This is a genomic window from Gilliamella mensalis, from assembly GCF_900103085.1.
GTDB classification, from domain to species: domain Bacteria; phylum Pseudomonadota; class Gammaproteobacteria; order Enterobacterales; family Orbaceae; genus Gilliamella; species Gilliamella mensalis.
The window spans coordinates 195,041-219,583 of the sequence record NZ_FMWR01000002.1 but is presented as its reverse complement, the minus strand read 5'-3'; the positions used below and the strand labels follow the sequence as shown (position 1 = coordinate 219,583).

The 24,543-nt window shown below is 34.5% G+C and carries 23 protein-coding genes; 16 read left to right on the top strand and 7 right to left on the bottom strand.

All coding sequences use genetic code 11. The features are described from left to right. Positions 1 to 10: 10 nt before the first annotated feature. Together rlmH and rsfS are read right to left on the bottom strand one after the other, a co-directional pair. Complete coding sequence (rlmH, locus tag BQ5209_RS01355; protein ID WP_085246777.1) at positions 11 to 481, bottom strand: 23S rRNA (pseudouridine(1915)-N(3))-methyltransferase RlmH; 471 nt, start codon at positions 479 to 481, stop codon at positions 11 to 13. Between the two features lie 4 nt (positions 482 to 485). Beyond that, positions 486 to 803, bottom strand: coding sequence for a ribosome silencing factor (gene rsfS, locus BQ5209_RS01350; RefSeq protein ID WP_085246776.1), 318 nt, complete (start codon positions 801 to 803; stop codon positions 486 to 488). 576 nt (positions 804 to 1,379) lie between these two features. Here rsfS and BQ5209_RS01345 point away from each other — a divergent pair. The 13 genes from BQ5209_RS01345 (at position 1,380) to BQ5209_RS01285 (ending at position 15,030) form a co-directional block, all read left to right on the top strand. Continuing rightward, positions 1,380 to 1,598: a Flp family type IVb pilin gene (locus tag BQ5209_RS01345; RefSeq protein WP_085246775.1), complete on the top strand. Its 219-nt coding sequence runs from the start codon at positions 1,380 to 1,382 to the stop codon at positions 1,596 to 1,598. 187 nt (positions 1,599 to 1,785) lie between these two features. Further along, a complete protein-coding gene (locus BQ5209_RS01340) occupies positions 1,786 to 3,093 on the top strand; it encodes a TadA family conjugal transfer-associated ATPase (RefSeq protein ID WP_085246807.1) in 1,308 nt (435 codons plus the stop codon). Then, complete coding sequence (locus BQ5209_RS01335) at positions 3,090 to 4,016, top strand: type II secretion system F family protein (RefSeq protein WP_085246774.1); 927 nt, start codon at positions 3,090 to 3,092, stop codon at positions 4,014 to 4,016. Before BQ5209_RS01340 ends, BQ5209_RS01335 begins: the two co-directional genes overlap by 4 nt. Before the next feature lie 63 nt (positions 4,017 to 4,079). Continuing rightward, entirely contained in the window at positions 4,080 to 4,892 is an 813-nt protein-coding gene (locus tag BQ5209_RS01330; protein ID WP_167370291.1) for a type II secretion system F family protein, read from the top strand. A 51-nt stretch (positions 4,893 to 4,943) separates the two neighbouring features. Continuing rightward, positions 4,944 to 6,296 carry a tetratricopeptide repeat protein gene (locus BQ5209_RS01325; protein WP_085246772.1) on the top strand — a complete coding sequence of 451 codons (1,353 nt, stop codon included), beginning with the start codon at positions 4,944 to 4,946 and terminating at the stop codon, positions 6,294 to 6,296. A gap of 45 nt (positions 6,297 to 6,341) precedes the next feature. Next, complete coding sequence (locus BQ5209_RS01320; RefSeq protein ID WP_085246771.1) at positions 6,342 to 7,199, top strand: CpaB family protein; 858 nt, start codon at positions 6,342 to 6,344, stop codon at positions 7,197 to 7,199. A 2-nt stretch (positions 7,200 to 7,201) separates the two neighbouring features. After that, entirely contained in the window at positions 7,202 to 8,617 is a 1,416-nt protein-coding gene (locus BQ5209_RS01315; protein WP_085246770.1) for a type II and III secretion system protein family protein, read from the top strand. A 20-nt stretch (positions 8,618 to 8,637) separates the two neighbouring features. Continuing rightward, on the top strand, positions 8,638 to 9,801 hold the full coding sequence (locus BQ5209_RS01310) for a hypothetical protein (RefSeq protein WP_085246769.1): 1,164 nt from the start codon (positions 8,638 to 8,640) through the stop codon (positions 9,799 to 9,801). A gap of 31 nt (positions 9,802 to 9,832) precedes the next feature. Continuing rightward, positions 9,833 to 10,333, top strand: a complete 501-nt coding sequence (locus BQ5209_RS01305) for a TadE/TadG family type IV pilus assembly protein (protein WP_085246768.1) — start codon at positions 9,833 to 9,835, stop codon at positions 10,331 to 10,333. A 2-nt stretch (positions 10,334 to 10,335) separates the two neighbouring features. After that, positions 10,336 to 11,100 carry a tight adherence pilus pseudopilin TadF gene (tadF, locus tag BQ5209_RS01300; protein WP_085246767.1) on the top strand — a complete coding sequence of 255 codons (765 nt, stop codon included), beginning with the start codon at positions 10,336 to 10,338 and terminating at the stop codon, positions 11,098 to 11,100. A gap of 24 nt (positions 11,101 to 11,124) precedes the next feature. After that, on the top strand, positions 11,125 to 13,116 hold the full coding sequence (locus BQ5209_RS01295) for a TadE/TadG family type IV pilus assembly protein (protein WP_143421820.1): 1,992 nt from the start codon (positions 11,125 to 11,127) through the stop codon (positions 13,114 to 13,116). Between the two features lie 12 nt (positions 13,117 to 13,128). Then, positions 13,129 to 14,571, top strand: a complete 1,443-nt coding sequence (locus tag BQ5209_RS01290) for an RCC1 domain-containing protein (protein ID WP_143421819.1) — start codon at positions 13,129 to 13,131, stop codon at positions 14,569 to 14,571. Beyond that, on the top strand, positions 14,572 to 15,030 hold the full coding sequence (locus BQ5209_RS01285) for an A24 family peptidase (RefSeq protein WP_085246764.1): 459 nt from the start codon (positions 14,572 to 14,574) through the stop codon (positions 15,028 to 15,030). It begins immediately after the preceding gene. Positions 15,031 to 15,204: 174 nt separating this feature from the next. Here the strand turns inward: BQ5209_RS01285 and cydC are convergent, their stop codons facing one another. From cydC to trxB, 3 genes are read right to left on the bottom strand one after another with little or no spacing between them, the layout of a single operon-like run. Further along, on the bottom strand, positions 15,205 to 16,836 hold the full coding sequence (cydC, locus tag BQ5209_RS01280) for a heme ABC transporter ATP-binding protein/permease CydC (RefSeq protein WP_085246763.1): 1,632 nt from the start codon (positions 16,834 to 16,836) through the stop codon (positions 15,205 to 15,207). Continuing rightward, a complete protein-coding gene (gene cydD, locus BQ5209_RS01275) occupies positions 16,830 to 18,545 on the bottom strand; it encodes a heme ABC transporter permease/ATP-binding protein CydD (RefSeq protein WP_085246762.1) in 1,716 nt (571 codons plus the stop codon). Before cydD ends, cydC begins: the two co-directional genes overlap by 7 nt. A gap of 15 nt (positions 18,546 to 18,560) precedes the next feature. Further along, on the bottom strand, positions 18,561 to 19,514 hold the full coding sequence (gene trxB, locus BQ5209_RS01270) for a thioredoxin-disulfide reductase (protein WP_085246761.1): 954 nt from the start codon (positions 19,512 to 19,514) through the stop codon (positions 18,561 to 18,563). A gap of 342 nt (positions 19,515 to 19,856) precedes the next feature. On the opposite strand from trxB, the gene BQ5209_RS01265 reads away from it, so the two are divergent. Further along, entirely contained in the window at positions 19,857 to 20,042 is a 186-nt protein-coding gene (locus tag BQ5209_RS01265) for a hypothetical protein (RefSeq protein ID WP_065585956.1), read from the top strand. Between the two features lie 77 nt (positions 20,043 to 20,119). Here the strand turns inward: BQ5209_RS01265 and BQ5209_RS01260 are convergent, their stop codons facing one another. Together BQ5209_RS01260 and BQ5209_RS01255 are read right to left on the bottom strand one after the other, a co-directional pair. After that, a complete protein-coding gene (locus tag BQ5209_RS01260) occupies positions 20,120 to 20,782 on the bottom strand; it encodes an NAD(P)H-dependent oxidoreductase (RefSeq protein WP_085246760.1) in 663 nt (220 codons plus the stop codon). Between the two features lie 8 nt (positions 20,783 to 20,790). Then, the gene (locus BQ5209_RS01255) at positions 20,791 to 22,053 is read right to left on the bottom strand and encodes an AmpG family muropeptide MFS transporter (RefSeq protein WP_085246759.1); all 1,263 of its coding nucleotides are present in this window, start codon (positions 22,051 to 22,053) and stop codon (positions 20,791 to 20,793) included. 267 nt (positions 22,054 to 22,320) lie between these two features. On the opposite strand from BQ5209_RS01255, the gene BQ5209_RS01250 reads away from it, so the two are divergent. Then, the gene (locus BQ5209_RS01250) at positions 22,321 to 23,310 is read left to right on the top strand and encodes a 2-hydroxyacid dehydrogenase (RefSeq protein ID WP_085246806.1); all 990 of its coding nucleotides are present in this window, start codon (positions 22,321 to 22,323) and stop codon (positions 23,308 to 23,310) included. Positions 23,311 to 23,367: 57 nt separating this feature from the next. Next, complete coding sequence (gene mltB, locus BQ5209_RS01245) at positions 23,368 to 24,441, top strand: lytic murein transglycosylase B (protein WP_085246758.1); 1,074 nt, start codon at positions 23,368 to 23,370, stop codon at positions 24,439 to 24,441. The last annotated feature ends 102 nt before the right edge of the window (positions 24,442 to 24,543 follow it).

Below are 24,543 nucleotides of genomic sequence, written 5' to 3'. Positions count from 1 at the left end.
CCTTACATTATTATTCGCGGTGATAAGGATGATTTGTGGTTAAACTCCACGCACGGTAAAGGCTTTCAGCCACAATGACACGCACTAAAGGATGGGGAAGAGTAAGTGGCGACAGTGACCAACTCTGCTCAGCCGCCGCTTTGCAAGCAGGAGACAAACCTTCTGGTCCACCGATTAATAAACTCACATCACGTCCGTCTATTTTCCAGCGTTCTAACTGCTCAGCTAAATTATGTGTTGTGTATGGTTTACCGGGAATATCAAGTGTCACAATACGATTACTTTTACCGCAGGCATTTAACATCAATTCGCCTTCTTTATCTAAAATTCGCACAATATCGGCATTTTTAGTACGTTTACCAGCGGGTATTTCAACCAGCTCTAACGGCATATCCTTAGGAAAGCGCGCACGATAATCATCAAAAGCCGTGGTGACCCAACTTGGCATCTTCGTACCAACAGCAATCAGCTGAATCTTCACGACATTAACCCCAAAGCTTCTCTAGTTCGTAAAGCTGACGACTCTCTTCTTGCATGATATGCACAATCACTGAATCCATATCAACCACAACCCAATCGGCATCGCTCTTACCTTCACTGCCTAACACCAAATGCCCCTGTTTTTTGGCTTCGTCAAGCAAGTGATTAGCAATAGACGAAACATGACGGTTTGAAGTGCCAGTACAAATAATCATATAGTCAGTAATACTCGACTTACCACGAACATCAAGGGTAACAATGTCTTTGCCTTTTAAATCATCAATCTTATCAATAATAAAATCTTGTAACGACTGCTGCAAAATAAACTCTCTTTATTAAAAATAAAGCACCATTATAGCATATATTTCAAAAATAACGGCGACGTTAACATTTGACTAGAAACATTTTGTCAAGAATTTTAAGGGAATGTGTATGTTTTCAGTTAAAAATGATTGTAAAGATTTAAAGACTAAGAGCAACCGAATAAATTTACCCACTCAACAAAAGCAAGTGGTATAGCTATAGATTAACGTCAATCCAGATAAACTGTATAACAAACGTTATTATATAGAACAAATTTATACCACAAATCGAATGTAAATAAACTAATGTTAAGAGTTTGTTAAATTCTTAACATTGCTTAAAAAACAATCCATCAAATTAAAAAATGAACATTTTTATAGTCATTGTGATTTTATTTAACTTATTGATAAATAATTTTTTATTTTTATAATCATTTCTAATGGGGTTGATTTTGATAATATTATTAATTAAAATTTTCTGGTTAGTAATTGACTATTATTCGATAGTAATTTATACTGCGTAAACTTTCAGATAAGAAAGTAAATTATTTTTAAAAAAAACGTAAGAAATATAAGAAATTTTAATAGGAGAAAATTATGTTATCAGTAATTAATACTAAAGTAAGAACTTTTTTAGGTAAATTCGCTAAAACTGAAGAAGGTGTAACTGCGATCGAATATGCGATTGTTGCAGCAGGTGTTGCAGTAGTTGTTATGGCTATTTTTGCTTCAGGTGGTCCAGTTGAAGTAATGCTTAAAAATGTATTTACAGCATTACAACTTAAAGTTACTTCTGTTGTTGGTAGCATTAAGTAATCTTAAGCATAAAGGTTGTATCTATGGAAGTTTTTACTCTATTTAATAGTTACGTAATTCCTTAGCAACTGTAGTTCGAAGATAACTGATTAACGTTATCTTCAAAAATGAAGGCTGCTAGAAGCAGAAAAAGCGGCTAGCAGCTCTTGGTTGCCTTTTGATGGTAGAGTATGATGAAGTAATCAGTATGGCTAATGAACAATTTAAATTTTCTAATGAATGGGGTAAGATCCGTGATTTAGTATTTCAGGTGCTTAATCTTGATTTAATTGAACAATTAAAGAATGAGCCCAATCAAATCCTGCGAGAAGTCCAAACTGCAATCAGAGATATTATTAGTTCTGGTGGTGCTTATATTACTGCAGACGAATCTAATGTTCTGGCAAGTATGATTTGTGATGAAATTGTGGGGTACGGTCCAATTGATTCATTAATGAAAGATGAGTCAGTCAATGACATTTTAGTAAACGGCCCTTACAGCATTTATGTTGAGCGGGGTGGTATTCTTAGTAAAACAGATAAGTTTTTTATTAGTGATCGCCAATTACTTGATATTGCAAGACGTTTGGTTAACAAAGTTGGTAAAAATATAGATGAATCGCATCCCTTAGTCGATTCAAGAATGCCTGATGGCAGCCGTCTTAACGTTGTTATACCTCCGATTGCTATTGATGGCACCTCTATGTCAATTCGTAAATTTGGTACTGGACGCCGAACATTCCATGATTTAATTCAATATGGCTCCTTAGATGAAAATATGGCAAACTTTTTAGTTATTGCTGCTCGTTGTCGAATGAATATTATTGTTTCGGGGGGGACTGGTTCAGGTAAAACAACAATGCTTAATGCTTTGTCTGGATTTATTGGTGAACATGAACGTACTATTACCCTCGAAGATGCCGCTGAATTAAAACTTCAGCAAGACCATGTGGTTAGAATGGAAACAAAAGTAGGGGGTGACGATGGTCGAGGAAAGGTAACCATGCGGGATCTATTAGTTAATGCGTTGCGAATGAGACCTGATCGAATTATTTTAGGGGAATGTCGTGGTGAAGAGGCATTTGAAATGCTTCAGGCCATGAATACAGGTCATAGTGGCTCAATGTCTACGTTGCATGCTAACACAGCTAAAGATGCGTTATCTCGTTTAGAAAGCATGATTATTATGGCTCAATCTGAGTTACCTATTTCCGCCATTAAACGTTATATTAGTTCTTCCGTTAATTTTATTATTCAAGTTTCTCGCCTTCCTGATGGACAACGTAAAGTAATGAGTATCACTGAAGTTCTAGGGATAGAATCTGACAATATTGTGACTCATGATGTGTTTAGGTTTCAAATTAATGATACACAAAAGGAACGAAGCAAGATTCAAGGTGAATTTGTTTGTAATGGACTGGTAAAACGTTCTGCGCTTTATGAAAGTGCTCAATATTATGAAATGTCCGATGTATTAGAAAAACTAATGTTAAATGCAGTAGGAATCAAAGTATGATTTTTATTCTTTCAATTGTACTTGTTTTTGTCGCTATTATGAGACTTTGGGAAGTATATCGCCGTAAAGAGCGCTTGCGAGTTTTTGATGATGTCGAAATTAAAAAGGTATCATTAGCGAATTTTGTTGAAGAACAGTTAGCCCAACGGAAATCGTCTTTTGGGGAGAGAATTAGTTTTAGTTTTATATTAATGATTAGAACTTATTATAATCTCCTAACAGCAGGGCAGACTAAAATACGATTGTTCATGTATATTTTGGCAGGTACGATTATCGGCACAATATTGAATCAACAGTATACTAATTATAGCAATTATATAGCCGTTCCGCTCAGTACTATCCTAACAACCGTTATAATATTCTTTATTAAAAAAAAGAAACTGACAAAAGAATTTTACGAAACGTTTCCAGAAGTGCTAAATATCATTACCGGTGCTGTCTCATCTGGTAATGCAATAACAACAAGCTTTAATGAATGTGGAAATATGGTTGAAGGTACTGTTGGTAGAACAATGAAAGAAATTCATAACCGCTTAGAGATCGGTGAAGGAGTTGAAAGTGTTTTATTGAGTTCTTATGTACGTCTTCCATTTCCTGAGTATTACTTTTTTATCTTAACGATAATGGTTAATATTGATAGTGGCGGGGAATTAAAAGACATCCTTGGTCGATTAGCAAAGATGTTAACAAACAATCGGATTCTCACTAAAACTAGAGATAGTAAAACCGCAGAATTAAGAATGACGATGATGATTTTAGGTGGTATGCCTTTTGCTTTCTTGTTCATGCTTAAATGGATCTCACGAATGAACTATGAGTATTTGGTTAATACAACGGTTGGTAGCTATATTTTGTATTATGTCGTGGGTAGCGTGGCTGTTGGTTACCTTGTTATCAAACGTATGATTAATAAGATTATTTAAGCTATGAATAGTTTTCTACATATATTAATTTCAATTATTCTAATCTACATCAGCTGTAGTAATTTGCGTATTTTATATTATCTGTACCAAAGAAAAGAGAAAATTAGCTCGATTTTTTATGATGAAAGTAACGAAAAGAAAGTATTAAAAAAGAGTTCTAACCAAAAGAATCTTGCTTTTGAAAAAATTGCTGCTAAAAACAGTCTTAGTCTTGACTTTATGCGACGTTTTCAGGAAAAAAATAGCTGGAAAGTGTATAGTGTTATTATCGTATTTTCGTCCTTTTACCTTATAAATCAAATATTTTCTCTTTTTGTACTTAATTCAAATATATTACTAATTGTTTTGCTTGTCATTATTATTATGGTCATCCTTTTACCTGATAGGTTAGTAAAAAGACAAACAGAGAGAAGGATCAAGAGGATTTCACAAGATTTACCATTAATCATTGACATGATGGCAATTATGATTAAATCGGGCATGACTATTGAAAATAGCTTTCGGTATTTAAGCACAAGAGTAAAACCGATTAATAAGGATGTGTCAGTAATCTTAGAAAGAGCCTGTTTAATGATGGATGTCAATGGTATTGAACCCTCTATTGATTTAATTCAGCGCGAAGTGCCTTGTAAGGAAATCAGAATGTTTTGCATTACATTAAGGAGAAGTATTAGTTATGGTAGCTCAATTTATGATGCTTTATTAGAGTTATCAAGTGAAATTCGAGAAATACAAAAATTAACTATAGAAGAAAAAATTTCGGCTCTTGCGGCCAAAATGACATTACCGATGATGGGATTTTTTCTAGTTCCTGTTCTTATTATCGTTGCGGGTCCTGTTATCATGAATATTGTATCAACATTTAGTAATATGTAGGGATGAGAGATAATGAACTATTTTTCAATATGCTGTAAACCAAGAAGGTTAATGAAACAAAAATTTATTTGTGTATTCTCAATATTGTTTTTTGCTGCTGGATGTCAAAATAGTACCTTAAAATACGATTTAAATGAGCAACAAAAGATTTATATTCATGAAACCACAAAAAATTATGGTGGCTTAATTGAAATTTATAAACAACGCTTGCAACATTCAGATAGCGAAGATACTAGGTATAAGCTTGCTCAGATCTACTACCTTTCTAACGATTTCGGTGCTGCAAAGAGAGTGTTAACACCTGTTTTAAGTACAACTAAAAATGATAGTATTTTGGTTTTATACGGTCATGTTGAGTCTAGGCTTGGTAACAATGATGTTGCACTAGAATATTTGAACAAAGCAATTGCAATTAATCATAAAAATGGTGAAGCATATAACGTAAAAGGTATTGTTTTGCTTAAAAAACGACAATACGATGCTGCACGTTATTCGTTTAATCTAGCCAGAGAAAACTTTTATGATGAGAATAAAGTTACTAATAATCTAGCAATGTTGTCAATTTTGAATAAGGAATATAATGAAGCTTATAAGCATCTAAATATCTTATATACTAAAGGATATCGTGACCAAACTATTCTCCATAACTTACTTTATACTTTAGTTAAATTAAACAAAATGCAATTAGCGAAGTCTTTTTGTATAGGGCATAGATTATCTAATGATCCAGAAATTTTAATTCAAGAATTAAAACAAATAGAACCTGTTGATGCTATAAAGTTTAATGAAGCTGTGCCTGCTCAAAGTGAGAATCAGAAGCAGTATGCCATTGAAAAAACAGTACCCCAGCAAATATCTAAAGAAAAAATAGTTATTAAACCAGAAAAACAAAATAAATCACAAGTTGGGGCTAATTTATCAAATATGACTAAACTAGATATTAGCACAGAAACAAAAAAACTAGCTTCGCCAACAACTAATTCGGAAGTAATCTCTAATACCGCTATTTCTAAACAAAATAATCACGTAAATCAGACAACAAATAAAGCAAAAATTTTAGCTGTCCGTTCAGGGGAGCATGAAAAATTTAGCCGTATTACTTTTGAAACTTTAAATCAGTTGAGTAAAAATCAATACATAATAGAGAAAATTTCTCCAACTGAATTCAAATTAACGTTTTATGATGTGAGCTTGCCTGCTAAGGGAGTAAATTATGTTATTAGTCGAATTTCCCATAGCAATAGAGATTTTTCCAATGTTACGGGAAGTTTAACTAGTGAGAAAACATTAATTATACAAATAAAAACTAAACAAGACTCAATAGTAAAAGATTTTTATGCTGGTCCTAATTCTAAAGGGGATGCCCACTGTTTTGCATTCGATTTTTATTTAAAGAATAAATAATTGCAACGAAAATAACGATAGATATAAAACACATATGGAGTTTGCATGAAAGGTAAGAAATTAATTATTTTATATATATTAATGTTAGTGGTGGGGTTGGCATTGTTATTCACAAAATCATCACCGCAACCAGTTGCTGAACCAACTGCTGAACCTCAAGTTCAAGTGATAGAAGTACCTAAAAAAACAGAAATGATAACGATTGCTGTCGCAAAGAATGATATTAGTAAAAATACAATTTTAACTAAGGATCATTACTATTTTAAATCAATAGAAGTCGACGTTGATAATGAGCATAAGTCTGAGTATATAACTAATGCAGAAGAGTTGGAGCAATATGCTGTTATGCACAATATAGCGAAAGATACTTTTATTGAACATCGTTTGATTGTTTCACCTCAATCTCCTGATTATGCAAAGTTAGCTATAAAAGAAGGAAACTACATGTTTCCGTTCAAATTAGATCAAATAGATTATTATTTAGTAGAAAATCTAAAAATAGGTGATCTTGTTGATATTTACGTATTTTATGGTGATGAAGGGGTTAATTCACGTAATAATAAAGAAGATAAATTCGTTTCACCAAGTGCTGATTTTGTTAAAAATCGAATCAAGCCAGTTATAGTTGGAAAGAAAATTCTCTATCTTGAACGAGATAATGAAATAGATTCGAAATTTCAGAAAAGTGATGTTGGTCAAATTCAATTAGAGCTTTCGAATCGAGAAATTAAATTATTAAGAACACTCATGACAAACTCTACAATTATGATATACCCAAGTACCTACAAAAATAATATGGAAGATGGATTACACTTATTAAGTGAAAAAGAAAAGAACTGGCCACTATCTGATAATGATATTTTTTCAGGGAAAAAACGGATTAATTTACTAAAAGGTAACTAAGAATGCTAATAAAAATTAAATCAATTATAAATACGATGAAACCCGTTGTTTGTTTATTATCTATTGGCTTTTCTTCACTGGCTTTTGCTGATATTCACAATTTACAGGTTGGGCAAAGCAAAACTATTGTTTTACCTGAGAATGTAGGTACAGTATTCATTAGTCAAGACACTGTAGCAAATTATGAGGTTATTGAAGGTAAATCATTAATTATATATGGTAAATCAAATGGTAGGACCAGCTTGCTTGTTTATGATGATGCAAATAACATAATCATTAATGACACTATTAATGTTGATCCGCTTTTATCTCAGATTACGCATAGAATAGCTCAAAACTTTCCTAACAGTAGCGTAACAGTAGATCGTTATGATAACGGTGATCCAAATGGTAAATTTGTATATGTACTAAATGGTACTACACCTGATACTACAACAAAAAGCAAAATTATAGCGGTAGTGGGATCATTGGTCGGGCAAAATGGTCAACGAGTAGAGACAAAAGCATCAGGCTCAAACCTTACATTTCAAGATTATTATGTTTATAACAATATTATTGATAATATTAAAGTGATAGAAGAGTATCAAGTCAACGTAAAACTGACTTTTGTTGAAGTTAGTAAACAATTTACCGATTCATTGGGCATTGAGTGGCAAAGTTTAACGCTTGATAGTATGACAAAAAGTGGAACTGATATGAATACTGTTGGGGAATTTACAGTATTGGGTCTCAAAAAGGGATTTCGTATCCATGATATTACCACAATGATTCGCGCACTAAAAAATGATCGTCTGGCTAAGGTACTAGCACAACCTAACCTATCTGTGTTATCTGGAGAGAGTGCATCATTTTTAGTCGGTGGTGAAATTCCTATTGTGACCAGGAATAAAGATGGTGAGGCAAATGTTACTTATAAAGAGTATGGTATAAAATTAAATATCAGCACCAAAGTGAATAATGATAAACGCATTAGATTATTTCTTGATAATGAAGTAAGTTCACTTTCAGGTTCATATGCATTTAATAGCTATAATATTCCGACTTTAACAACGCGTAAAACAAGTTCAACTATCGACTTATCAGATGGGGATAGTTTTGTTATTGCTGGATTAATTAATGAACAAGACAGCGAAAAATTATCCCGCCTTCCTTTTATTAGTGATATTCCTATTTTAGGAGCATTAGCTCGCAGTGCGGAGACAGAGCGCGCAAAGACAGAAATGGTTGTATTTGCAACAGTCAATTTAGTGACATCTAATAATAGCTTTGATAATGTCGAGTTACCAATTCTGGAACGAACGGATGTAATTAATAGTTTCTTCAATATTAAAAATAATATGAATAAACAACGTCGCAAAACTGTACCAGTTTCTAACGAAAGTGAGAAATTTATTAACGATATGGGTTTTATTGAATAATAAGGTTATTAGGAATTCGTATGCAATTATTTGGTGATAAAAAAGATACAGATATATTAAAAGGCTCCTCACAAGAATTTGTTGCAGGGCAAATATCTAGTTTTCAAGTCGCAATTTTAAGTAAAAGAAGTGAATTGATTGAAAGAGTTCGTTCTTTGTTAGCTCTTTACAATATATTAAATATGGATATTATTTCATTAGAATTATCCGAATTGAAGGAAAATCCACTTTTTAATCAATATGATGTGATTCTTTTGGATATTAGGGATGAAGATGATGCTGTATCATTATCAGAAAATATTAATCGGTTTATCCCAATTAAGGCTACCACAATTCTTTTAGGAAGCCATGATTCAATCCAATTTTCTGAGTTTTTATTAAAAAAAGGGCTTCATTTTTTATTAGAAGATAGCCAATTAGAGAAAATTCCTACTATTTTGCATTCAAGGAGTTTAGCTTCACAAGGCTCAAGTCAGAGAGTGGGAAGTATCGTTACATTTTTAGGGACTAAAGGAGGAATTGGTACATCATCGTTATTGGTTCATACAATGAAAAATATTAGTAACCTGACTAATTATCCTCTTCTTTATATTCAAGGCGCAACCACAAGTCCTAATGCAGATTTTTTATTTGAAATACCGATACCTCAAGATGGTTCAATCGTTAATGTTAAAGATTGTTTACAAGTAAAAATTGAAGATAGTGCCAGTGCTTGGCAATATGATAATCTTAATTCTGGACAATTTAATATTACTTTTCTTGAACAAAATATGGGGTTAGCATCTTCATTTAAACATTTTGAAGAGATAATTAACCTTTCAAATATTATTGTTATCGTGATAAATCGAGATCCCTACTCGATTAAAGTTGCTAAAAAAATGCTTGACGAAATTGCACGCCTGACTATGCAAAATTCGGATTTGTTAAATAAGCGTTTTTTAGTTTGTTTAAATGATAATCTCCCCTACGATAAAAGAAATGATTTACTTGATGGTGATATAGAAGAATTTTTAGATCGAAGTATTGATTTTAAGCGTAAGTTTATTCCGCGTATGGATAAATTTAAACAATCCCATAATAGTAGTGAAATAGATGAAATATCTTCAGCAATTATTGGAAATAAACAAGTCAAAAAAAGTAAATCAAAATTTTCTTTTACGTTATTAAAGGGAAAGAAAGATTAACACTTAGTATCTAATAAGGCTGAGAAAAGTCATGTTGAAATGTTGGAAGTTATTTTTTAGAAAAAACAATGCAAATATTTCAATAGAATTTGCAATTGTTTTTCCTTTCTTAATTTTGCTTTTTTTATTTATACTTGAATTAAGTCGCATTATGGTTATTGGGGCAGCCTTAGATTTAATGTCATCACAATTAACAAGAAGAGCTGCGATTTCTAAAGATGGAAATTATTATGTTGAAAACCTACAGAAGTTAGTCAATTCTGAAGTACGATTATGGCCTTATTTAACTAATCCAGATGATTTTCATGTAACAGCAGTATATTGCCGAACAGTGCATGATGCAATTAATGAAACTTGTGAACATACACTTAGCGCAGATTCTCACTTGATATTATTTAATTTAAAATACGACTACTATGCCGTGTTGTCTGAACCATTTAGTCGTTTTTTAGATATTTCTTTAACGAAGAAAATTATTGTTTATCGTGAGTTTTATAATGATGAAGATGAAAAAGGAAAAGGAATAGAGTAATTATGAAATATTCTAGTAATTTTTTCCGCGATAAAGACGGTATCATATCAATTGAGTTTGCGGCTTGTTTCTGTTTATTTTCAGTATTTGTATTCATGTTCTATGATGCATATAGTTCCATCATGCTCCAAGGTAGATTGGAGCGAGCAAATTATGCTGTAGCAACAGTTTTTCGTGAAAGATCAGCTCTTTACCCTGCTATGGATGACACAAATACACGTAAAGATTTATTATGTCGTCATTCAAATTCTTGTTTTAAATCTCGTGAGCTTTTTGATAGAGATCAAATGCAAGAATTGAGCAAATTGGCTAGCTCATTATTAGATCGAGAAGTTACTGTAAAAGTAGATGGTTTATTTATTTTGCAAGATGTTAATAATCCAGCAAGCTTGGAGCATGCGCAGTTTCAGGTTGTAAGCTCTACTTCTTGTTCTTATGGTATTTGTGACAGGGGAATCAAAAACTATTTTGAGTCACAGCCACCGATGACCGATAAATCGGAATCTGCACGTTATAATTTTTCAAAACTCACCCCATATGTTAAAAGATTTCCAGATTTTAAGAGTGGGTTAGATGGACGATGGATCCCTTTGTATCGAGTTAGTATGTGTATTAATAATGATGAAAGTCTTTATTTAAAATGGATTAACACTGATAGAAAAGCAACTGGTACTTTACCAATTTTATGTAGTAGTACTGTAGTGTTATCTCGTTGTAACGATATTGCGAATGATGCTAATACTGGTTGTCCTCTGTATTATCGTTAGACAGCACTGTTTTGAGAGGAATATATGCATAATAATAACCAACTAAAACTGAAGGATTATAAGAGATCTTTTTTAAAATGTAGTGCTGGAAACGTTATGTTAAGTATGGCGATTATATTTCCAGTTATGATTATTTGTATGCTCGTTGCAATTATACATACAAAAACTTTGGAGAGTCGTGCTCGCTTTTCTGAAGCGGCTAACGAGGCTGCGTTAGCCATTGTAGCTTTAGATAATAAAAGTGCCCCAGGGGATCCATATAAACAAAATTATTTTTTTGCAATACACTACACTAATTATTTTATAAATGACAGAATTACCAAAGAGCAGGTGGGGTTAGCTCCTTATGCTAGGGTTTCATATAAAGAAGATACAGATGAATATCGTGTTACTTATTCTCAATTATATAGTAATGATCTGCCCGGTATAATAAATGGAACTACAATGCTAACTAATTATGTTGAAACCTATGGTAATACGACAAAGTCTCATACTCCCGATTCAGTAGCTATTGCTTTCATTAGTGATTTTTCAGGTTCAACTACTTGTCCATATGGTGGCTCGTACGAAGGTTCGAAAGACGGAGGTTGTAATGATTATGTTGAAGATGTAGAGGAGGGCAAGAGACGTGTTGATTATATGAAAAGTGCAATGGAAGGTATTATTGATAAGTATAAAGATTATCCTGAATTCCATTTTGCTTTAGTTCCTTATGATATTGGTGTGCCCGTTGTTTCGGACGGAATTTATAATGTAGAGACTGAAAATCCAGCTGGTGGAGAAAGCTATGCATGTTCGGTTATGTATAAATTGAAAGAGCCTTACGATTCAGTAGATTACAATTTTTGGGCAAATAAAAATATTGCATATGCAAAATGGAGCAAGTTAAAACAAAGTAATCACATTGTTTTTTATTTAACCTATCCTTATTTTACTTATTTTAAAAACGTGGTTTATTACTATTTAGACTATTATAATTATCTTTATTATTCAAAAATAATCGGACCCGCAAAAGGTCTTAATAGTGATGAAGCATTAGTTGATGGCGGATTATGCGCGAAAAGACATAATATTGAACAAATGCACATGGGATCTACACGATATGCTTGTGGTGCAAATGAGTCTGATTATGCATTAAGACCAGAAAATAGAAAAACAATTGAAAGTCAATATGGTAAAATAGTTCAACTATATGATTATATGTTTTCTGGGAATTATCCTAATGTGCATTATTCGTTTGCCAATACTGAAACAGTTGATGTAAGCGGTACTATTGATACATTATTTAGTAATATGGATTCTAATATAATAAATTTTAATCGTCCTATTGCACCTACCATTGCTGATTTTTCACCGTTTCAGGGAATGTGTCAGTCACCTTTATTTAGTAATGATATCATGAATAGATCGATAATTAAGGCGTCAAATCCTAAAAGACTTAAGGAAGCATCAAGAAAAATCAGCAGTTTTAAATTAGCACCTCATTTAATTCCTTTTAGTAATGATACTGATCATAATATTAAAATCCTAGAATCTATTAAAAGTCAGGAATGGAAGCCAGGAGGTGGTACTGATACTATGACTGCTTTGTTAAGAGCAGTCCCAGTGATGGCTAAAGGTGATACAAGTAATAATAAAATTATGATTATTATTAGTGATGGTGATGATGATGTTGGAGCAGGTGTTCTTAGAGATAAATTTCTAGACAATGATGTTTGCCAGAAGATAACAGAAGGGCTCACATCTAAACAAAACCAAAAGAATGGTTATATTGATAAAGCAGCCAAAAGTGCAGTTATTTATTATATAAAGCTAAATCCTGTTGCTGATATTATCAAATCAGACGCAGAATACGAAAGGATGTACGGTAAATGGTTTACTAAATGCATGAATGGTAAAAAAACTTTATTGTATGGTGCAACTGATTATCAGTCATTATCTGAAGCCATAAATAGAATCATTCAAGTTGAAACAGGAAACTTTGTTAATAGACATGATATTAGCAATAAAAAATAGGAGTTATAAAAATTGAAAACGATAAAAATTATGATGCTGTTTATAACCTGTTTTTGCTTTCCATTGTTAGCAAACGAACGTAGCGATGCCACGATACTAACAAGTAAAACAGTAATGAATATGCAGACTCGAACGCACTTATATAAAACAGGTGTTACCATAGAAAATGGTGATGTTTGGGTTTGGGGTTATAGAGGTATGGGACTGCAAGGTAATGGTAGAAAAACTGTTGCCCGTAGAGACCCCCCCGCTAGAGTAGAAACTTTTATTGAAAGAGGTCTTTCTATTGTTCAGTTAGCAGCAGGGAGATACCATATTATTGCGTTAGATGATCAAGGTAATGTCTGGGGTTGGGGGAGAAACAGACAATTTCAGGCTACTGGTGCAGTACATTCTCGGGAGTCTAATGTATCCACCCCAGTTGAGGTTTTGAGAAATCAAGATGTTGTTGAGATTAGTTGCTCAGAGTTTACTTCTTATGCTTTGACAAGAGATGGTAGAGTATTTAGTTGGGGGCGTAATAGCCATGGCGAAGCTGGGACGGGCACTCGAGGTTCAAAATCTACGCTTCAACAGATTGACCCTCGCTATTTTGGTAATCGACCAGTGGTGACAATTGGCTCTGCTTATGATAGTGCTTACGCCATCAATGAGGTAGGGGAAGTTTGGGGTTGGGGGGATGAACAACGCGATGCGTTTGGCTTTGAAAATAAGAAAGTCCATATTTATAACACTATTCCGAAGCAGATTACAAATCTAGATGGTATTGATGGTAAAAAAATTGTGCATATTACTGGTGGAAATGCTTACACTGCTTTTTTAACCTCATCAGGTCAGGTATATGGTATGGGGAAAGCTAGTCGTTTGGGGCTTTCAGGTTCATTAGAAGATGAACTTGACGATGATTCGGAAGATGGAGCAGATCCAGATGAAGATAAAGACAATGATAAGGATAACGATGATGATGATGGCAGTGATGATGATGAGCTAACGGAAGACAAAATAAAGCATGAAGATGAAAAAAGAGAAGGTGCCAAAAAAGGGAAAACAATCCCTACTCCAGCTATGATTACACGTGATATTAAATTGCTTTTCTGTCGATTCCGTGGCTGTGTTGCGGTTACTAACTCTGATGAAATAAAAACATGGGGTCATAAAGGTGGTTCTCTTAAAAATATAATGTACGGTACACGCCCAACGGTCAGACAACACCAAGGTCGTGTAGTCAAAATTGATGGAGGTAAACAATATTTACTTTATTGGAATGACGAAGGAAAAGGATTTGGTGTTGGGCAAGGTAGTGGGCGTAAATTTTCGCCAGGAAGTAATTCAAATAGAGATTGGCCTGGAGCTGAATTGGGTTGGCTTGTGAATAAGATGAAAGAAGTTTATGGTCAAGATTACATTCCTGGTCAAGGTTATTCCTGGATAAAACAACGTCCTTGGTCAAAGTGAATGATGATTAATCAACAATTAATTAATGATATTATTATTTTGGCAATTTGGGGATGTTTATTAGTTTCTTGCTATACTGATTTAACACGTAGGACGATCTCAAATTATATTGTCGTCATGATATTCATCCTCACTATTTTGAATTTTATTTTTGGATTAGGTCAATTAAATTATAGCGCATCGACGATATTTTTGATGTGCGGGCTATTTATCTTTTATTGCCGATTAGCTGGCGCAGGAGATATAAAATTAATTACTGTATTACTTATATCCATTCCATCAGATAGTGTCTTGTTTTTTTTAGTGACAATTACTTTAGTTGGACTGCCTCTCGCAATTATTGCAATAATATATAAATTTGTAAAAAGACCAAAAGGTAGAGTTACACTACCTTATGGGCTAGCAATTAGTGGAAGTTATTTTTTAACATCAACAATGTTATTTAAGACTATACTATAATAACTAAATTATAGTTACTACCGTTCTAAATATTAACATCAATGTTTCCTAGCCAAAGCCAAATTGGTTGGGGAACTGTTCTCCTTCTAAATAAAAGTGGTGTGATTACTATAAATAATAGTCAAATACACAAATTATTTGTCAGTGTTTGATTCTGCTAAATTACGCCACTTATTAAAATGAAATAACCCGAGAAAACAGCGGATTATCCGTCAAACGATGCGTAACCATGATTAGTGTTTTATTTTTGCAAGTTTGTTTGATCAATCGGATAATTTGTTGTTCTGTTTGTTGATCAAGGCTTTCTGTGGGTTCATCCATTAAAATTAACGGTGAATTATGCAGTAATGCCCTTGCTATGCCGATTCGGCGAATTTCACCGCCTGATAAAGCTCGACCACCTTGTCCAACCAGTAAATCTAAACCTTGCTCAGTGGCGAGTAATTTGTCCAGTTCAACTTGGTGCAATACGTCGATTAGCTGTTGTTCGGTCGCCTGTTGATTGCCTATTAGCAAGTTTTGTTTTAAGGTGTCACTAAAAATAGTGATCACTTGAGGCACCATGGCGATAGCTTGTCGTAGTGTTTTTTCGTCAAGTTGATTAAGTTCAATACCGTTGATATAGATATGACCTGAGTTAGGTTCCCATATGCGATTAACCAGACTTAATAAGGTCGATTTACCACAACCTGTTTTACCAACCACAGCAATATGTTCACCTTGTTCTATTGTCAACGAAAAATCTGTTAATACCGCAAAAGGTTGATTGGGATAGCTGAAATTAATTTGCTCAAATTGCAATTTTGCTGAACTTAAATCTATGGCTTTGCCTTTGGTAACAAATTGAATATCGGGTGTTTGATTAAAAATAGCTGTTGTGCGTGTGGCAGAAGTGAGTACTTGCCCTAAAAAGATAAATGCACTAGGAATTGGCATGAGTATTTCAGCACTTGCAAGACTAACAAATACAAATAAAGCCACTAGAGGAGATAGGGTGTATTGGGTAATTAGCCACAGAACCAGCAATGTTAAAAAGCCTGCAATGAGCAAGACCAATGCACTTGATAGTGCCATTAATGTCGATTGCCTCTGTTGATTATAAAGCCAATTTGATTCAAGCTCATCAAGTTTCGTGCGATAGCGTGGTTGAGCATTAAATAAGATAAGTTCAGCTTGTCCTTGTAGGTAACTAATTAATAATAACCGGTATTCACTTTGTTGTTTAGCCAGTGTTTTACCTAGCTGTTTTCCGGCTTGATAAAAGATAACAGGTATCACAAGTAAGGTGGTTGTAAGGATAATGGTAATGATTAACGCAATGGGTAAGTTTATGCTTGCTAACCCTACAAATAAAAAGCCAATGGTAACTAATGCGGTTACAATGGGCGAAAAGAGTTTTAGGTATAAGTGATCAAGTGCATCAATATCGACAATAAAGCGATTAAGCAAGTCTGCTCGTTGGTAATGAGCTAATTGCTGTGTACTTAGTGGTAAAATTTTACGAAAAGCAAGTGTTCTTAAGTAAGCTAAAATCTTAAATGTGGTATTGTGATCCACCAAACGCTCCATATAACGCGAAGCGGTTCGAGTAATGGCTGCCGCTCGCACACCTGCCGCAGGCAACATATAATTAAATGTATATAAACCAGCAACGCCAACAAAAGCGGTAGAGGCTAAAAACCAACCTGATAGGGATAATAAAAATACGCTAGCAAGCAGTGTTAGGATCGATAGCGATAAGCCAAATAAAATTTGCCAAAAATAGTGTTTATAAAGGGCTATATAGGGGCGCAATATGGCTAGCATAAATTCTCCTTAATATCACAATGTAGCTTGCCATTAGCTAATTGCCAGATCTGTGCAAAATTTTGCATATCATCTGTTTGATGAGTAATGGTGATGCTATTGGGCGCTATATGTTGCTTATCCAAATTTTGTATGGTTTGTTTATCTAAGCTCGCAGTTGGTTCATCAAGAATTAGTAATTGGCAAGGTTTAAGCATTGCTCTTGCTAAAGCGATCCGCTGTGCTTGCCCAACGGACAAACGTACTGCATCTTCACCAACTTGGGTTTCAAGACCCTGTGGTAATTTTGCAATAACATCGGTTAATTGGGTTTTTGTTATCACTTCATCAAGTTCTTTTTCAGTGGCATTTTGCTTGCCGAGTAAAATATTATCGCGAATAGAGCTATTTAACAGATAAGGATTTTGACCAATCCAGCTAACGTGTTGTTGCCAGTCATTAATATCTAATTGAGTAAATTCAATACCATTAATTTTTAGTGAGCCTTGATAAGGTAAAAAGCCAAGTAGTACTTGTATTAACGAGGTTTTACCTTCGCCACTTGTACCTATTAAAGCCAATTTAAATGGTGCTTGCAGGCTAAACGATAGCGGACCGACAATCGGTTGTTGTTCGCTAGATAAAACAATTAAATTATTGGCTTCAATAGTTTGTAATGGTTCAGTCAATTTGGTGTTTGCAATATTAGCGTTGGATTGTTCTTGCGGTATTTTTTTACTTAAAAACGTTTCGATATTATCAGCCGCTGCAATTGCTTCGGCTTTGGCATGATAGTAAGTGCCTAAATCGCGTAATGGTTGAAAATACTCAGGAGCTAAGATGAGCGCAAAAAAGCCAGCAAATAAGGTGACTGTGCCATTGTATGCGCCAAAATTAAATTCGCCTAAATACGAAAAGCCAAAATAAACCGCCACAATGGCGATTGAAATAGAAGTAAAAAACTCCAATACCGCTGAAGATAAAAACGCGACTTTTAGAACTTGCATTGTTTTAATTCGAAAATCCTCAGAGGCGCGAGCTATTTCATTGGTCTGCTTTTCGCCTTGGTTGAATAGTCGAATGGTATTGAGTCCTTTTAAACGATCTAAAAAGTGACCGCTTAAATAAGCGAGAGCTTTAAAATGACGGCGGTTGATATCAGCAGCCCCCATACCGACTAAAATCATAAAGATAGGAATCAGAGGTGCTGTGCACAGCAAAATTGCAGCAGCAGCCCAGTTAAATGGGAAAATAGCAATACAGATTAAAATCGGGGCCATGCTTGCCAAGCGCATTTGGGGTAGATAACGGGCAAAAAAGTCATGCAATTTATCAACTTGTTCAATGAGCAACGTGCTCCATGCACCGATCGTGCTTTGATTTAGATAAGCAGACCCATGTAGCTCAAGTTGATCAATTACATGCTGCCGAATTTGCTGCCGAACTTTTTTGCCTATAGCAAAGTTGATCTTTTCGCGTAGATAGATTAAACCCGCTCGACCGAGTAGTACCGCAATTAATGCACCAAAAAAGGGCAAAATATCCACAAAATGTTGTTGTTCAATAATGATTCTTTGCAAAATTATTGCAAGCAATCCCGCTTGGATAATGATTAATACCGTTAAAATAAAGCCAGTTAAAATTGAAGCTCGCAAATTAGCCTTATGCCTTTTTGCATGCTGTTTTAACCAGCCAAGTAGATAGGTCTGGCGTTTTTTATCTAATGACATAAAGATTTTTACTGCTTATTTTAAGTTATCCAAATAGTGTTCAGCATCTAAAGCTGCCATACAGCCCGTACCGGCTGACGTGATTGCTTGACGATAGATATGATCCATCACATCACCAGCAGCAAAAATTCCCTCGACACTGGTTTGAGTGGCGTTGCCTTGTGTGCCTGATTGTACTTTTATATAGCCCCCATTTAGTTCAAGTTGACCTTCAAAAATGGTGGTATTTGGTTTGTGACCAATTGCGATAAATACGCCTAAAACCGATAATTGTTCGGTCATATTGGGATCTTGTGTACTGCGGATCCTAACGCCAGTCACGCCCATATTATCGCCAAGTACTTCGTCGATAATGCGATGCGTATGTAAAATAACTTTACCTTCCTTAATTTTTTGATCCAAGCGATCCATTAATATTTTTTCAGCTCTAAAGCTATCTCGACGGTGAATTAAATGGACTTCGCTAGCAATATTGGCTAAATACAGCGTTTCTTCAACCGCGGTATTACCACCACCCACTACGGCAACTTTTTGATTGCGATAGAAAAAACCATCGCAGGTTGCACACGCAGATACGCCTTTGCTTTTGAATGCTTCTTCTGACGGTAAACCTAAGTATTGTGCTGATGCGCCAGTTGCAATAATAAGGGCATCACAACTATATTCAGTCTCACTACCAAAAAGTTTATAAGGCTTAGAACTAAAATCAACGCGATCGATCTGATCTAAAATAATTTCAGTATTAAATCTTTCGGCATGTTCTTTCATTTTGACCATTAATTCTGGTCCGGTTAAATCAGGTGCACCTGCTGGCCAGTTTTCAAGATCCATTGTTGTTGTCAGTTGTCCACCTTGTTGCATTCCAGTAATTAACACCGGCGAAAGGTTAGCGCGTGCGGCATAAACAGCTGCGGTATAACCTGCTGGACCAGAACCGAGTATTAATAAGCGTGCATGTTTGGTTTTCATTTTAAATCCTTATTTATTTTAAATTTTGGCAACTTTAGGCAAAACTAGCTCAATTTCTGGCAGTAAGTCTAACATTATCAATCTTTATCGTGCAAAAAAATTGATTATTGTAGCAATAGGTAATGGCAATAGGCTTTATTAAGGTTAAATAATCGGGTTATCTTTTCCTTTTCATTTATTTTAAAATTAGTTGTAATTTTTAAAACGATATTGGTTTTTATTTTTGCTTTGTAGCGTATAAAATACGTTCCTTTCTTATTCTTAAATTCCTTTTTCTATTATCTGATAATGTATTTTTGCTTATCGATTTATTTGACATCCTAACAAAACGGGGGAGATGCTATGAATAATCCTTCAAAAGAAAGTGTAGAAGCAGTACTTACAAAAATTAATTGGGCGCAAGAGATTTTAAATTCGGTACAACAAAATGTCAGCGATCCTCAAATTGGTAATATTTTATCTGGAATTGCTTTTATTATGGACTCAGCTTCTGCTGATGCCGAAGCGCTCTATCAATCAATTGAGTAATAACTTTGCCTGTTTTTTATTTATATCCACCTTCATTCGCCATGTGGCGATTGAAGGTAGCAAATTGTTAAATTTGTTTAGTGATTATCAGTGAGATACGTCGTTAAATCAGCAAGTGGCCAACGTATATGCGCTACTGGTTCATTGATTCGATAACCAAAAGCTAAACAAAGCCCTACCCCAAATGATTCTTCACCAATTTGTGGAATATGTTTTTCTAGTATTTTTATCACTTTATCGTGATCGAATCCACCAATAGCACATGAATCAATACCGCGAAATGCCGCTGCAGTCATCATATTGGCACAAGCAATGTAATCTTGCATTTCTGACCAGTGATTGATAGTTAAGCCATCAGCAAGCCCTTGTTCGCAAAAATTAATAAATGCTTGGCAGGCAATATCAATAGACGTTTGATTATTTGGATCGGGTAAAGTGCGCGCAATTGCTCGTCGTAAATAATCGCTCTGTAATGTAAAATTATTCGCTTTTCGATAAAGCACAATCACAAAATGTGAACAACTGGTAACTTGTTCTTGATTGTAGCAAACATTACGTAATTCTGCTTTTATTTTGTTGCTGTCAACAACCACAAAATGCCATGGCTCCATGCCAAATGATGAAGGAGATTGTCGACCTGCTTCTAAAATGTATTGAATATCATCATTATTAATTTTTTTTGTGTCATCAAATTTTTTACATGCATGTCTAAAGTTGAATGCTTGGGTTAACTTATCCATATTTTCTCCTAAGATTTGATATTCCATGGGGCAACTTTAAATAATAATAGCATACCTGGAATAGCAAGAATCGTACATAAACTAAAAAATGTTGTCCATCCCAAATATTCAACCATAATACCTGTTGTAGCATTAATTAATGTTCTTGGGACAGATGCAATACTTGTAAATAAAGCAAATTGGGTTGCGGTATAAAGGGGATTGGTTGTTTTTGCAATAAACGCAACAAAAGCGGCTGAACCAAGACCAACGCCAAGTGATTCAAAACCAATTACTATGGCTAATAACATTTTTTGAGATGTCCCAATGACTGTAAAAGGTCCTTCTATCGAAAGCCAAGCAAAACCCAAAATTGAAATAACTTGTACAATGCCAAAAGACCATAGTGCGCGGTTTATGCCTATTTTGATCATCAAAATTCCCCCCATTAATGCACCAAATACGCTTGGCCATAACGAGGCGTTTTTAGCAATCCAACCAATGTCCGATCGGCTATAACCCATTTGCAAATAAAAAGGCGTGGCTAAAGAGGTCGCCATACTATCACCTAATTTATATAAAAAGATGAATGTTAAAATCAGTATTGCCGTTTTAAGTCCATTTCGAGTAATAAATTCATTAAATGGTTTAATGATGATATCTTCAATATGGTGATTTTTGGGTGATAGGCTAATTGGTTCTTTTACTAGTAGAGTCATAATAATAGCAGGTAACATAAATAGTGCGGTCACTATAAAAACACTATTCCACGGTAGGGTATTTGATAATATCAGTGATAATGATCCCGGTACTAAACCTGCAACGCGATAGGCGTTAGTATGAATGCTATTACCTAACCCTAGCTCTTTATCAAGTAATAATTCCCGTCTAAAGGCATCTAATGCGACATCTTGTGTGGCTGAAAATAGCGCAATAATAAAGCAGATAGTTGCAATTAACCAAATATTTAACGAGGGTGAAAAAAATCCCAATATCGCAATTGAAAATATGAGTATAATCTGAGAAACCAGCATCCAACCACGTCGCCGCCCTAAATTAAAAAGCGAAATGTTATCCATAAAGGGAGACCAGACGAATTTAAAAATATAGGGCGTTTGTGTTAATGAAAAGGCACCAATTGTTTTAATATTGAGACCATCACTTTCTAACCAAGCAGGTAATAGTTGTAATAATAAATAAAAAGGCAGCCCAGAGGCGAAACCGGTAAAAATGCAGATCAGCATTTTAGTAGTAAAAATCGTTTTTAAAAGTGAATTTTGCACATTATTCATTATTTAACTTTATTGGTTAGTTTTTTAGCAAAGTGTTATCATACCATACAACATATTAAAAATAATTCTGCAAGCTAATATAAACCGTTTATCTACAGTCATATTTTCAACATAAAAAAGTTATATTGAAAGCTAAAAATTTATTATTTTAGTTAGGTTTTGTTAAAAAGTTTCAGGAAACTATGTGTTTCCGTATAAAATTAACGCCAATAACCAGTTAAAAAATTAACTAATTACCAAGAGGGGTTCAGTAAGATGAAAAGTTCAATTAAAGTTGCTGTTTTTAGCAGTAAGCATTACGACAAAGAACATTTAGAAATAGCCAACAAAAAGTTTGGTTTCGATATTGAATATTATGAACATAAACTGAGCCATAAAACGGTTGTTACTGCCCAAGGTTATCATGCGGTTTGTGCATTTGTTAATGATGAAGTAGATAAAAAAGTGCTACAAAAATTAGCAGGCTATGGCATTAAAATTTTAGCACTTCGCTGCGCTGGGTTTGATAATGTTGATTTAGCCGAAGCCGAAAAATTGGGCATTACCGTTGTTCGTGTCCCAGCTTATTCACCTGAAGCTGTTGCAGAACATGCGGTGGCTTTAATGATGACCCTAAATAGAAGAACCCATAAGGCCTATCAACGTACCCGTGATGCTAATTTTTCGTTAGATGGTTTGACAGGATTTAATATGCATAATCGTACTGCTGGTGTGATCGGTACAGGAAAAATTGGTCAAGCAGTCATCCGTATTTTAAAAGGTTTTGGTATGCATATTCTTGCTTATGACCCTTATCCTAATGATATTGCGGTTGAATTAGGCGCGCAATATGTTGAGTTAGATGAACTATATGCAAAATCCGATGTGATTACGCTACATTGCCCAATGACACCTGAAAATTATCATTTACTGAATAAAGAGTCTTTCAAAAAAATGAAAGATGGTGTGATGATTATTAACACTAGCCGAGGGGCGTTACTTGATGCAACAGCTGCTATTGATGCATTAAAACAATCAAAAATAGGCGCTTTGGGGATGGATGTTTATGAAAATGAGCGTGATCTATTCTTTGAAGACAAATCTAACGATGTTATTTTAGATGATGTGTTCCGTCGTTTATCTTCTTGCCATAATGTTATTTTTACTGGTCATCAAGCGTTTTTAACGCAGGAAGCATTATTGAATATTTCGGATACAACTTTAAATAACATTAAACAAATATCAGAAGGCAAAGCATGTCCGAATATTGTTAAATAATAATAAATATCTTATGATGTTGTCGATTCTTTAATTACTTAAGATATGGTTTTTTGTATGCAGCGTATTGCCATTTTTATTAGCATAATTTTATTGCTTACAGCTTGTAGTAATGAGAGATCTTCAACATCTCCAATGAAAGAACATCGTGGACATACCAATGTCAAAGGTGGTGTTTATCTTGAAAAAGATCACAATCCATCCCAAACTATTAGCACTCGATTAGCTATTGATAAAGAAAAGTTTATCGATAGAATGGTCAGTAAACATGATTTTAATCGGCAGCAGCTTCGCACAGTGCTTGGACAAACCAATAAACTTGATTGGGTTATTAATTTAATGGATAAACAAGCACCAAAAGCTAACTCATCAACGCTGCCGAATGGCGCTTGGATTCGATATAAAAATAAATTTATTACGCCGAGCAATCTTCCTCGTGGGGTCGATTTTTGGAACCAATACGAAAAAGAATTACAACGTGCTTATAATGAATATGGTGTACCGCCAGAAATTATTGTAGGCATTATTGGTGTTGAAACAGGCTGGGGTAGGGTAATGGGTAAAACTAAAGTGATTGATGCTCTGTCGACACTTGCCTTTGACTATCCAAGACGGGCGCAATATTTTTCTAACGAATTAGAAGATTTTTTAGTGATGTGCCGTGATGAAGGTGTGGATCCATTCGATTTATATGGATCGTTTGCAGGAGCAATGGGATACGGTCAATTCATGCCGTCAGCATTTAGGAAATATGCTATTGATTTTAATCATGATGGTCATGTTGATTTATGGGATCCTGTTGATGCTATTGGTAGTGTGGCTAACTACTTTAAGTCACATGGTTGGCAACGAGGTAAAAAAGTTGCGGTAATGGCTGATGGTCAAGCTCCATTGCTTAATACCGGCTTCAGCTCTAAATACTCAACTAAAACATTGGCAAAAGCTGGATTAAAACCACAAAGCTCATTAGATGGGCATACACAAGTGAATTTATTACGTCTTGATATGGGTGATCGTTACCAATTCTGGTATGGATTACCAAACTTTTATGTTATCACTCGTTATAACCACAGCACACATTATGCAATGGCCGTTTGGCAATTAGGATTGGCAGTTAAAGATGCAAGATAGTCATTGATACTTGGTATCAAGATTTATGAGGTCACTTTTGTGGCCTTTTTTATATCCAATAATGTTTAAGACATGATTAATTTGATTGCGAGCAATAATAAA